10 protein-coding genes are annotated in these 12,135 nt (G+C 52.1%); 1 reads left to right on the forward strand and 9 read right to left on the reverse strand.

Features of this window, described 5'->3' with window-relative positions:
• Positions 1–95: 95 nt before the first annotated feature.
• Positions 96–1,586, reverse strand: a complete 1,491-nt coding sequence (locus ABF87_RS10390; protein WP_160829069.1) for an FMN-binding glutamate synthase family protein — start codon at positions 1,584–1,586, stop codon at positions 96–98.
• Between the two features lie 114 nt (positions 1,587–1,700).
• Between ABF87_RS10390 and nadC the strand changes: the two genes are divergently transcribed.
• Positions 1,701–2,564 carry a carboxylating nicotinate-nucleotide diphosphorylase gene (gene nadC, locus ABF87_RS10395; protein WP_345789903.1) on the forward strand — a complete coding sequence of 288 codons (864 nt, stop codon included), beginning with the start codon at positions 1,701–1,703 and terminating at the stop codon, positions 2,562–2,564.
• Positions 2,565–2,833: 269 nt separating this feature from the next.
• Here the strand turns inward: nadC and ABF87_RS10400 are convergent, their stop codons facing one another.
• The 8 genes from ABF87_RS10400 to ABF87_RS10435 all read right to left on the reverse strand — a co-directional run bounded on the left by ABF87_RS10400 (position 2,834) and on the right by ABF87_RS10435 (position 11,735).
• A complete protein-coding gene (locus tag ABF87_RS10400; protein WP_160829056.1) occupies positions 2,834–3,199 on the reverse strand; it encodes a septal ring lytic transglycosylase RlpA family protein in 366 nt (121 codons plus the stop codon).
• 144 nt (positions 3,200–3,343) lie between these two features.
• A complete protein-coding gene (locus ABF87_RS10405) occupies positions 3,344–3,991 on the reverse strand; it encodes a DUF2959 domain-containing protein (RefSeq protein WP_160829057.1) in 648 nt (215 codons plus the stop codon).
• Positions 3,992–4,055: 64 nt separating this feature from the next.
• Entirely contained in the window at positions 4,056–6,050 is a 1,995-nt protein-coding gene (locus ABF87_RS10410; RefSeq protein ID WP_160829058.1) for a diacylglycerol kinase family protein, read from the reverse strand.
• 17 nt (positions 6,051–6,067) lie between these two features.
• Positions 6,068–7,306 carry a CDP-alcohol phosphatidyltransferase family protein gene (locus ABF87_RS10415; RefSeq protein WP_160829059.1) on the reverse strand — a complete coding sequence of 413 codons (1,239 nt, stop codon included), beginning with the start codon at positions 7,304–7,306 and terminating at the stop codon, positions 6,068–6,070.
• Positions 7,307–7,588: 282 nt separating this feature from the next.
• Positions 7,589–8,731: an LPS export ABC transporter permease LptG gene (gene lptG, locus ABF87_RS10420; protein WP_345789904.1), complete on the reverse strand. Its 1,143-nt coding sequence runs from the start codon at positions 8,729–8,731 to the stop codon at positions 7,589–7,591.
• Positions 8,653–9,726, reverse strand: a complete 1,074-nt coding sequence (gene lptF, locus ABF87_RS10425; protein ID WP_160829060.1) for an LPS export ABC transporter permease LptF — start codon at positions 9,724–9,726, stop codon at positions 8,653–8,655. The genes lptG and lptF overlap by 79 nt, the downstream gene beginning before the upstream one ends.
• A 27-nt stretch (positions 9,727–9,753) precedes the next feature.
• Complete coding sequence (locus tag ABF87_RS10430) at positions 9,754–10,602, reverse strand: nucleotidyltransferase family protein (protein WP_160829061.1); 849 nt, start codon at positions 10,600–10,602, stop codon at positions 9,754–9,756.
• The gene (locus tag ABF87_RS10435) at positions 10,599–11,735 is read right to left on the reverse strand and encodes an N-acetyltransferase (protein ID WP_160829062.1); all 1,137 of its coding nucleotides are present in this window, start codon (positions 11,733–11,735) and stop codon (positions 10,599–10,601) included. Before ABF87_RS10435 ends, ABF87_RS10430 begins: the two co-directional genes overlap by 4 nt.
• Between the last annotated feature and the right edge of the window lie 400 nt (positions 11,736–12,135).

Raw genomic sequence — 12,135 nt, forward strand, 5'->3', positions numbered from 1 at the left:
TCAATCAAAAATATCCGCCTGGGGCTTGCTTCGCGAGGACTGTGAGGATTGAAGGGCGATTCGCTGCTGCGCGATCGATGAGATCGTCAATCGCGCTAGTTCATGTTTTTCTGAGGAGGCTCTGGATAGGGATACAGAATATTGAGCGCCACACTTTTCCCGGCTGTTTCGACAATGCGCACATGTTCTCTCTTGAACTGCCGGGCATGTTGTAAGCCGCAGGAATGCGCTATCATATTGATTTCTTTGTTGACGTTCCTGGCATAGTTCGCAACACGCAGATATTTTTCTTCTACCACCAGGCCATTTTGCAAGCGTTCATCGTGTGTCGTGATGCCGGTGGGGCAGGTATTGAGATGGCAGCGCATTGCCTGTATGCAACCCAATGAGAACATGAAGCCCCGGGCAGTGTTTACGAAGTCTGCGCCTGCGCAAAGCGCCCAGGCGCCTTCAGCCGAAGTGACCAATTTTCCCGCGGCTATCACATAGATTCGGTTTTTCAGGCCGGATTGCAGCAATGAATCCACCACTCGCGGCAGAGCTTCCGCGATGGGCAAGCTGACGTGGTCAATCAAAGTCTGCGGTGCTGCGCCGCTGCCGCCTTCGCCGCCATCGATGGTCAGAAAATCCGGCGCATAGTCCAGTCCGCGGCGGTTGATGCTGTCGCACAATTCATTGATGAAATTCCATCCGCCGATCGCCGTTTTGATACCGACAGGTCGACCCGTCAGTTCGCGCAGCGCGTGAATCTTGTCGAGTAGCTCATCAATGTTATTGATATCCTTATGCCGGTTCGGGCTGATCGAGTCCATATGGACTGGGATTCCGCGGATCGCGGCGATCTCCGGGCCTACCTTAGTGGCGGGCAACAATCCGCCTTTGCCCGGTTTTGCGCCCTGGGAAAGCTTGATTTCGAAAGCTTTGACGACCTTGCCGAGTTCTTTGGCGCGCTGCGGCGAAAAATTGCCCAGTTCATCGCGTATACCGTACTTGGCCGTGCCGATTTGCATGATCACATCACAATCGCCTTCCAGGTGGTAGGGCGCCAATCCGCCTTCACCGGTATTCAGCCAGCAGCCTGCCTGCGCCGCTCCGAGCGACAATGCTCGCACGGCCGGTTTGGAAATCGCGCCATAGCTCATTCCGCTGATGTTGATGATCGATCTGGCCTCGAAAGGAAATTGGCAATAGCCTTGCCCGATGTGAAGAGAAGGCGTCGGAAGCTGGTCTTCTTCCTGGATCGGAAATGCGGCGTTCACGAAGATAATCGAACCCGGTTGACGCAGGTCATTTGTGGAACCGAAGCCGACCAGGCTGCCTTTATTCTTGGCGTTTTTATAAATCCACGCACGCGTGGCGCGGTTGAAGGGCATTTCATCCCGATCGTTGGCGAAAAAATATTGGCGGAAATATTTTCCCTGAAGCTCAAAAAAATAACGTAACCGGCCTATGACCGGATAATTCCGCAGAATCGAGTGTTTTTTCTGCGTCACATCCTGAATGAACCAAACAATGACGAAACCGACGGCAATTACGCTCAGCATCGTGGCGATGCTATGAATAATCAGATCAAATGCGCCAGACATCATCATTCTCCCATTCTGTTGCGGCTAATCGTTATACTACGCGGTTATGTAACATAACTTCCATAAGTGTACAGCCTGTGTGCACTATAATGCATGGTTTCATGGGCAGCTAGGGTGGATAAAATAAAAAAAGTGCACGATCTACACGATGAAATTCGTGACAATGTACAGCGCGCTTTGCGGGAAGATATCGGCAACGGTGATTTGACTGCATTGCTGATTCCGAGCGATAGAACCTTGAAAGCGACGGTAATCACGCGTGAAAATGCCGTATTATGCGGCACGCAATGGTTCGAAGCCTGTTTTACAGCATTAGCGCCTGAAATCACTATCGAATGGTTTTTCAAAGACGCTGACCGCGTGCAAGTAAACCAAATCCTATGCGAAATCACCGGCCCGGCCCGTGCCATGCTGACCGCCGAGCGCTCCGGGTTGAATTTCCTGCAATTATTGTCCGCGGTGGCGACACAAACCCGGCAGTTTGTCGATGCGATTGCCGGCACGAATACCGTGATTGTGGATACACGAAAAACCTTGCCTGGGTTGCGCTTGGCGCAGAAATACGCGGTGACCTGCGGCGGTGGCATGAATCACCGGGTCGGCCTGTATGACGGCATTCTGATCAAGGAAAATCACATCATCGCGGCCGGCGGTATTTTACCGGCACTGACTCATGCGCGCGAAATTGCCGCGCCGAACGTGTTCATCCAAATCGAAGTTGAAACAGTGCAGCAGTTGCAAGAAGCCATCGCCGCCGGCGCTACGATGGTATTGCTGGATAATTTCAGCTTGGCTCAACTGCGCGATGCTGTTGCCTGGACTCGTCAGCACGCAGGACAGAGGATTATCCTCGAAGCTTCCGGCAACATTACGCTTGAGAATGTACGGCAGGTGGCGGAAACCGGCGTCGATCGGATTTCGATCGGGGGATTGACGAAAAATATTCAGGCGGTGGATTTGTCGATGCGATTTGTGTGAATAGCTGGAATTAGCTTTCTACTTTCATACTATCAAATATTTTTTTCGCAAATGATTGCCCATCTTTTCCAAGGCTTTTAAATCATTCCGAAAAGCTGGCCAATCGGATTCGGTAAGAAAAACCGTGCGGATCCGATGATTTTCCTTAGGCTCTACATCGATTTTTAATAAACTCGGTTACTTCGTAATTGATTTTCTACTGCTTTACGCTAAAGATTGCAGCGCATTCTATTGAGATGACGCCGCAATCTTCATGTTGTAGGTAATTCTTATCTCACCAACTCAAGGCTGACCCGGGCGCGGCCTTTCTTGATGAAGCCGAGTTCCTTTGCCGCGCGCGACGTGACATCGATGATGTTCTTGTTGCGGCGTCTCATCCGGTCGTTGATCGTGACCACGACGCTTTGATTATTGGCCAGATTGGTGACTTTGACCTGCGAGCCATACGGGAACTTCTTATGAGCAGCGGTCAGTCCGTTTTGATCAAAAATGTCGCCATTGGCGGTTTTCCTGCCCTGGAATTTGTCGCTGTAGTGCACGGCGTTGCCTGTTTCGGCGAGGACGATGCCGGAACCGAGCGTGATAAATGCAATGACACCATAAAAAAGTAATGAAGCAAGCTGTGTTTTCATCATAAATCTTCTCTAAAAATGAGTTTAATAATAACGACTTGATTGATAGACTGAGGTTTCGGCAAAATTGATCGGCAGTTAAAAGAGGTTGTTGTGTTCTGGCGCTGCCGTGCTTGATTTTATCAATTCTATCAGAGACCTATTCTATCATTTATTTTCCATCGTACTGATAAACGCATTGGCTTCATTGATCGATTTTTCCATCGAAGCGATCAAATTGGAGACATCGGATTGGATATTGCCCAATTCTCCCTTCAGCGAAGCGATGGCGCGGGCATTCAGGTTGTGCTTGAGGTACATGACTTGATCGTGGAATACCGTCAGGATCGGCTGGATCTTGGCTTCGGCCTGTTTCATCGATTTGATCAATTGCTGGTAGTGTGCTTGCGTGGCATCGAGTTTTTTCTGGCTGTTCTGTTTCATCGACGCATTGTTGTATTGAGTGATTTCCTGTTTCCACTCAGTGAATAAGGCGTCGGATACGCTTTCGATATCGGCGATGCGGCTTTTGACTTCGTCGGCTTTGCTGACGCTGGCTTCATACGCATCATTCAAGCGCTTATAGGTATCTTCCAGGTCGCCGCCGCTGAAGTTGGTGGCGGCAGTGAATTGCTCGAGTGCCGACTTGAATTGTTCCTTGGTTTCCTGCTGTGTGTCGCGTGCCTTTTCAACGCGGTAAACCATCACATCCCGTTTCGGGATGCCGACTTTTTCCAGACCTTCGAGGTACATCGTGGAGCACGCTGCGAGGGCCACCAGTGACACCAGTAAAAATAAACGATTCAAAGCATTCATGTGGGTCTCCAAAAAGTCCGGTTGAGATTGTCAATTCTGAGAAGCATACTTTTCATACAGCTTTTTAGCGCAGGACGCCGCGGCGCAGGAGTTCCCAGGCGATAGTCAGTCCCCATAAAATCGGGTAGCGGCGCATGGTCGGCGTGACTTTGACTTGTACGCCGGTATGACGTTCTATTTTCCAGGCGGCGTATTCGACGCTATTGTTGAAAGTCAGCGTCGCTTTGGCTAAGCGCAAGATGGACAGCACTCTTCCCTGCCAGCGGCGCAAACGCCAGAGCCAGAGGGTTTTGCGTTGTGTTTCGGGATCGCTCAGGCAGCGGTATTTACCATTTTCCAGCTTTTCCAGAATGCCGGTCAGCATCGGACTGGCGACTTCAGTCAGACGAGTGAACGCGCTCAGATTGACGAGCGCCAGATGGTGTGCGCGCGATTCCTTTTCAGCGCGCAGCTCGGCGGCGTAGGTCAGCGTCAAGCAGCGCGTCCAGATGTCCTTGACATCATAAACGCCCGCTTCCAGTGCCGGAACGCCGGATTTCAGAAAAGTCACTACAGAATGCGCCGATGCCGAATTGATGCGCTCCTTGACGGCATTATTTCGACTGTAGAGCAATCGTGACGGTTGCGCAAAACGTGCCCATATATAGGGATGGAACCAGAATTGCGCGCCCTGTTCAAAATCGCCGATGGAAATGACCGCGTATTTGGCGCGTAGCATCTTACCCTGATGCGGTATTTCCAGATAAAACACATTCGGCGCCAGCCAGGTGTTCAGATTGGCCAGATACCGCTGCTGATAAGCCTTGTAATAACTATCGACCACGACATATAAGTCGACGATGCCCTCATCCAGGCTGATGTCGGAATGCAGGCAGGAACCATACAGCATCACGGCTTCGACCGATTCGCCAAAGCGCATGATCAAAGAATCCACCACAGGAATCAGGTCGGGAGATACCGGTTTGTTGCTCTCCCAGGCAACTTCATTGAGCAATCGAATGGGTAATGGCCCGGCCGAACCGGGTATGGAATGGGTCATGATATTCACAGTGTCCTTTAAAACTAAGAAGGTTATGGGATGTGTTGCGCTGATTCGCAACGGTTCTTGGAGGCTTTCCGAATGATACAATTCGCCATCCACGATGAATTCGTCATCAAAATACAGCGTCAGGGAATCCATGTTATGGCTATGGTAGCCGTCTGATTCTGTTAGGCTTCTGCCTTTTCCTGACAATAGCGGCCATAATGAACGCCAAAGGCGGCGAGGATGCTGGTCGACCAGCGTGACATGCAGCGGCGCCTGCTCTTGTCCCCAATAAGGCCGTAGGTTGAGCAGCAGGCAATCCAGCGCGCTGACCAGCGCGAACAGATAAGTGCCGTGCTGAACGCTGCCGTCAGCCTGCGTCAGAGTCAACTCAACCGGCGCCCATTCGGAGTGCTGGCGCCCGAGTAGCATGCCGCTGATCATCCCGATCAGAGATCGAAACATGATCAAAGCGGTGAAAATACTGCCGGTGACGCCGATTTGCTTGACCGGGCTGCGTGAAAATTTCACGCCGCGGGCGATCAATCCGACGGCGAAGAACATACCGTATATCGCGCCGATTCCTCTTTGTTCGATACGCAGCACGGGCCGATCGACCAGACCAGGCGCCGTAGGGTTGAGCAAGAAGTCATGCAAGCGCTCGATGGCCCGATCAGGTTTATCGCGTGCACCCAGGTCCAGCGGCGTCATGTTGGTGGTGCCGCCGGGGATGATCATCACCAATGGCCATTGATCAGGGGTCAATGCCGCGAATAGATGGCCGAGTATCGCGTGGGTGGTGCCATCGCCGGCGATGATGACCAGCACATCGATATTTGCTTTCAGTAATTGAGTGATCGCAGTTTTGAATGAGGCCGCATCCTGCGCTTGATGTATCAGCAGGCCGGGAATGTTATCCAATCCTCGTTGAATAGCCGGCATGCGCTTGCGCACTTGACCGCTCAGCGGATTGAGCAAACAGCCCACTTTGGCTGTTCCAGCGTGTAAGCGTTCAATCCGTGCTTGAAGTGTCATTAGATCCAGAAATGAGCTTAGTTAACAGAGATGGCAGAAGGTTTGGTCAAGTGGAGGGGAGCGCGGGTGAAAATTTTTACTGCCCATAGATCCCGGTCGCGCGCGGGATCGATATCCTCGAGCCACGATTTCAACGTTCCTTGCGTTTGTTTGGTTCGCCATCCGGTGAGCAAGCGCCAACCCAGAATGGCTGTAGAGATCAAATGCCAGATCACGACCAGCAGCAATCCAAGTGCAGGCTGGTCGATGAGCCATCCATACGTCAGCAGAATGAGATTGGGATTGCGCCGAGCGGTGATGAGGCGGTTGAAGGAATCGAGCTTTTCCCAGATGAACATGTCGAAATGCGCCAGCCAATAGTGAAAAATACCTTCACAAATCCGCCCGCCGACGTAGCCGATGAACATCAACACCATCAGTATGCCGAGGCCGCTGATGGGCGTGGCGGTAGTGGATAAGCCCACTCCCCATGCCAGATACCAGAGCGGCGGGTGAATGATATCCAATCCATGATCGAGAATGTCTCCCCAACGGCTTGACGTGACGGTCACGCGCGCCAGCTTGCCATCCACGGTGTCCAGAAAGGTCATGAGCCAACCCATCAACAAGCCGATAGCAAACCAGCCGAACCAGAAGGCGAATCCCGCCAGAACGGCAAATACGACGCTGGCATAGGTGACATGATTGGGTTGCCAGCCGTGCCGCACACATAGCTGGGTTACCCAGAATGCCGGGACTGGCCAGACCCATTTCGTAACGAGATCGGTGACGCCTTTGTACGAACCGGAAAACAGTTCATTTTCCAATAATGAGCGATTGGAGTCGCTGATCGGGAAAATATACGGCGGATCTTTTTTCTTGAGGTTTTTCTGAACGTCGATGTTCAGGTCGGATAAGTGGATGCGCGGAAGAATCAGCGATGCGAATTTGTGATGATGATCGGCGCTGCTGTTCAAATTTCTCAGGAGCGGAGCTGCCTGATTGCCATCTGAACGTATCGCCGCAGGACAGTCATCGTTACTGTTCAATACGACTTTCTTTTCCAAACCCAGTATCGCGCTGATGACCCGCGCATCGAACAAAAAATTGGCGTTAAGGAAAAGAACAGGCGCGGTGTCGGGAATCGTGTCGACAGCATTGACAAGCTTGATGTTTTGATGCGAGCTGAGCATGCGTTGCAAGCGTTCCCGACCCGTGAGCCCCCAAATTTTGGTGTCATTTTCACCGAAAATATAAATATATGTTGAAGTCGACATGAGATGAATGATTGCTGATTGATGGGATCTGGATTGAGTGTTCAATCGTCAGATGGCTAAGTCATAGAATCAATGGCGCCGCTGATGGGATTTTAGACAGTTTATGGTCACAATGACAGCTTATTCGCAGATTATTCCTTATAGAAGCTCTGAAAGACTACCGTACTTGATCATATTGCTTGGCATCGGGTTTGCGATATTCATTCATGCTTCGTCAACTGTGTTTTTCATCCGATGCCGCAATTTGCCTACTGAATATCCGCTATCGTGCCCGGAGCTTCGTCAAAAAGTTCTGCGTAACCACACATTCGCCACGATGATCATGGTTAAGCTCGGCACCAGTGCGATGGCGGCAGGGTTTACATGTAATATGAGCCCGACGTTGGCGATGATTTGATCAATCAGATACACGGCCACGCCGATCAAGGCCGCAAACACCAGTTTATTGCTCAGACCGGTGCGGATCGAGCCGAACACAAACGGAATGGAGAGCAGCAGCATCGCAATGGTCATGAACGCACTGCCGACTTTACGCCATAATGCTAGGGCATATGCATCGGCATCTTGGCTGGTGCTGCGCAGAAATTCAACATGGCGCACCAATTCCACCGGAGAAAGGCTTTCCGGCGGTTTGGTCAGTGTCAAGACATCTTCAGGATTCAGAAACGAGGGCCAATCCAGGAAATCGGCATGTTGTATCGTGATTTGATCGCCGGAAAACGTCCGGATGACGACATTATTCAATCTCCAGATGTCGTCATTAACGATGTCGGCAGACTCGGCCAATGTGTGGGTCTGCAAGAAACCTTCCTGATCGATCTGCAGGATTTCAATGCCGATGGCTTTTTTAGTGTGCAGCATATGACCGATGCGCAGGATGTTTTTTTCGTTTCGTGTCCAGATGCCCAGATTCTTGCCAAGCTCGGCACTTTGTTCCAGTGCAAGAGCGCGCAGGGTGATGGCTTTCTGTTGCAGTTGGGGTGCGACGAATTGTTCCAGCGCGGCTACGCTGAGCAGCAAAACCATGCCGATACTGAGCGGCGCCAGACTGATGCGCAGTGGAGATAGGCCGGCAACGCGCATGGCAATCAGCTCGGAATGCACCGCTAATTTTCCGAGCGCGATGACAGTGCCCAGCAAAGCCACGAAAGGCGCGATTTGAATAAATCTGCGCGGCAGGAGCAGGGCAGTGTACCAGAAGGCGTCGTGGACGCGGTAGGTGCCTCGACCGACATCATCGAGCTGATCGAGTAAATCGAAGAAACTGAATAACGGCAGAAGAATCGCAATGGCGATCATAAAACCGATCTGTACCTGATAGGCGATATAGCGATAAATGACCATGATCAGTGAGCCTGCCTTCGTTTCCTGATGATTATCGCATAAGTGGCGAGTCCGCACGCCATGAGCAATTCCAGCCACCATACGCCGGGTATACTGCCCACGACACCCTGTTCCACCCAGGTTTTGGCCAATCCCGCCAAATTGTAATAACCGGCGAACACCAGCGCTGCGATCAGATAGGTGCGATCGCTTTTATCCTGCCGCGGGGAGATGCGAATAAACGCAATTGCGATCAGCGCCAGCAGGATGGTGGCCAACGGGCGGGAAATTCGCCATTGCAGTTCGGCGATGTCGCGGGGTTGAGAGGACTCCCACAATGTCCGGGTCGCGGCGGCTTTGCGCCGGTAGTTCATGACATATTCGGTATCGATAAAATAAGTCATATCCTTGAATTGAATCACGTCATCGATGGTGGCGTTGCTGCTCAATCGATATACGATGCCATCGGATAACAGGATGTGGGGTCTATGATCGGCCGCGGTCGGCTGAACCTGCTGCGCGTGCTGGGCGAGGACGATTTCGCTGCCTTCCGGGCGTTTGATATAGTGAAAAATATCGTTCATCTGTTTGGCAGCATCATTCTTGCTGCGCACGTACACAATTCTGCCGGTGCGCTCGCTGCCATGGAAACGTCCGGCCTGAAAGCGATTGGTGTTCAGCTCGGCTTCCGCCTGAGCATCCAGAATATAACTTTCGGCATACGCCCATGGCCGTACATACGATGACAGCATGCCGCTGACGAATCCTACCGGAATGGCGACGGTCAATACCGTGAGCACGATTCGCGTACCGCTGATGCCGACCGAGCGGATGACATTCAGCTCCTGATCCTTGTTCAGTCTGCCCAAGCCCATGATGACTGAAATATACAACGCGATCGGAATCAGCACTTCCAATGCAATCAGCGTCTTCAGCAATACCAGCTTAAGTAATGCCGCGATGCCGAGTGTTTCGGTGACAGCGCCCGCCAATAAGCGGGCGCTGCTGAAACTGGCGAACAATCCGACAAGAATCAGAAGGACTACCGTGAAAGGCAGCAGTATTTCGCGTGCGATATATCGTTCAATCAGTTTCATGCATCGTCATTCGGTCAGCTTCGGCAGTCATTCGCTACGGTCAATCATTGCTGGTATCGCGGTATGCGGTTTGCCAGCCAGTATCGATTCAGCCAGGTGCAGATCCTCGATTTTATCGACATCGACACCGGCGCGGGGATCATCGAGCACGATGGCTTCAATGTCGACGCCTGCTTTTTGGGAAATGGCAGCTAGGGCGTGCTGCAGGGTCAAGCGCCCGAACAGATAGGAAAGAACAGTTCGCCACCCAAGAACTTGCGCGATGAGACGCCACGGGCGCTTGCGTAAATCCTCCGCTTGCCGCCAGAATCCGACCAGAGTCCGCCCTTGCGGTTTAAAGGTGAATAAATTGCAACCGCAGAACCCGCCATCACGCAGCTTTATCACAGTGCGCTTTGAATGGGGAAATGCAGCGGCGATATGCTGTTGCTCAATGGTGCCGGCAGTGGCGTCGGCGTTAGTTTCTATTGATTTGTGCAGGAAATCCCGCACGATGTCCGGTGTCAGCAGCGCATGATCAGCCGTGGTCACTAATACTGGCAGATTGCTTGGGATGTGATTGAGGCAGCTTTCGGCGCTGCGGCTCGGAGAGTCCAGATTGGGCAACCAGATGATTCGGCCAGCGGCGATGCGCCGTTCCAATTCCGGGCATTGCGCGTGCAGTGCTTGCGGCGGGCCGCATAACACAACGGTACCGATCAGATCGCAAGCCGCCAGCGCATCCAGAACGCGGATCACCATCGGTATGCCGCCGACGGGCGCGAACGCTTTGCAGGCCGCGCCGGTATAACGTGTGATAGGATCCTTATCGGTGCGATCGGCGGCTAGAACAATGGCGGCAAATTGCTGCCGAGCGCCTTCAAGCTCGTCATTCACAGTGTTTTTCCATAGATGCGATAGCGTTTGTAAGGTTTGCTGCCGATACTGTCGAGTATATTGCGCATGGCGACATTATCTTCCAGGATCCAGGACAATTCGACTTCCCGGATGCCATGTTCGATGCCGACCTGGCGTGGCGCATCGATGACCAGACACGCCAATGCCATGCCCGTCGGGGTATTATGAAATTCCTTGCGGACACCCATCAATGGAATGCGGGCAGTGCGAATGTCGTGATGTTTGATTTTTCTAATGAGTTTGAGCCAACCGAACGGAAACAAGCTGCCGTTCAGCTCGTGCAATACTTCATTGAGATTGGGGAGCCCGACCATGAACGCCGCCGGCTTGCCCTTGACTTCGGCAATCTGGATATACTCATCCGGTAACAATAGCCGCAAGCTGTTTCCCAGTTCTGCAAATTCTTCCTGGGTGAACGGAATGAATCCCCAGTTCTCGGACCAGGCGTCGTTGAAAATATCGCGCAGCACCTCCATTTCCGCCGCGAATTGATCGCGTTTCAATGTGCGTAACGTGATCCGGGACGAGAAACGGTTGATCAGCAACTGCATCACGCGGGGTATTTCAAAATCGACATTGATTTTATACGCCAGTAAATCCTTTACCGGCAAATAGCCCTGCTCTTCCAGTAACGGCGCATACCAGCGCGGAGAGTGCGGCATCATCACAACCGGCGGGGTATCGAAGCCATCGACCAGAATGCCGCATTCCTGGTTGATCGACAGATTGAACGGGCCAGTGATGCGGCGAATTTGCCGCGAGGCCAGCCACGCTTCGGCATGCAGCAACAGAGCGTTCAAGACTTCGGAATCATCGATGCATTCGAGCAGCCCGAAATGTCCGCTATCCGAACCATAACGCTCCTGATGCAAAGAGTCGATCTGGGCGCTGATCCGTCCCACGGGTTGACCGTTTTGATACGCTACCCATGCCTGCCACTCGCCGTGTTTAAAATAAGGATTGAAGCGGGAGAAATGAAATCGTCGCTCCAGTCGCAATGGAGGTACCCACATCGGGTCATTGGCATACACGTGCCAGGGCACATCGATGAATTTCCCCATGTCACGATAGGACATCACCGGGCGTACAACTAAAGCTTTATTACCAGTCATGCTGTCGGGGTGGTTGGTGGAAAATGAACAAGAGTGGAACTCAATAACCGATTCATTACAAGATTGCACATTATAGCCGCTAGAAATGGCTATTCATACTTTTTAGTGGAATGAGCGAGCTTGACCTAAAAGCGCTATGATTCGACGGCCTTCAGCGGTTTCTCGCGGGTGATGGATTGATAGCTGTTGAATGAATCCCCTCAGTCTGGCTGAGGGATTCATTAAAAGCAATTCTCGCAATGTCGCGGGAGCGCTCTTTCTGCGATGAGAAAGAGCGCTCCCGCTTGTCGGTTTAATCTCTGCGGGTACAATTCCCCGCTGCTTGCGGCGGGGTGCTTTATTCCTTTAGTGACCAGATATTGGTACTAAAGTTGGAGACCGACTGGTCATAGCCCGTGAG

Source organism: Nitrosomonas sp. JL21, from assembly GCF_009833095.1.
GTDB lineage: Bacteria > Pseudomonadota > Gammaproteobacteria > Burkholderiales > Nitrosomonadaceae > Nitrosomonas.

Bases quoted from the DNA above. Each gene is read 5' to 3' on its own strand.
- ABF87_RS10415 (WP_160829059.1), bottom strand. From the start codon at position 7,306: ATGTCGACTTCAACATATATTTATATTTTCGGTGAAAATGACACCAAA.
- ABF87_RS10390 (WP_160829069.1), bottom strand. From the start codon at position 1,586: ATGTCTGGCGCATTTGATCTGATTATTCATAGCATCGCCACGATGCTG.
- lptG (WP_345789904.1), bottom strand. From the start codon at position 8,731: ATGGTGGCTGGAATTGCTCATGGCGTGCGGACTCGCCACTTATGCGAT.
- ABF87_RS10410 (WP_160829058.1), bottom strand. From the start codon at position 6,050: ATGACACTTCAAGCACGGATTGAACGCTTACACGCTGGAACAGCCAAA.
- ABF87_RS10435 (WP_160829062.1), bottom strand. From the start codon at position 11,735: ATGACTGGTAATAAAGCTTTAGTTGTACGCCCGGTGATGTCCTATCGT.
- lptF (WP_160829060.1), bottom strand. From the start codon at position 9,726: ATGAAACTGATTGAACGATATATCGCACGCGAAATACTGCTGCCTTTC.
- ABF87_RS10405 (WP_160829057.1), bottom strand. From the start codon at position 3,991: ATGAATGCTTTGAATCGTTTATTTTTACTGGTGTCACTGGTGGCCCTC.
- ABF87_RS10400 (WP_160829056.1), bottom strand. From the start codon at position 3,199: ATGATGAAAACACAGCTTGCTTCATTACTTTTTTATGGTGTCATTGCA.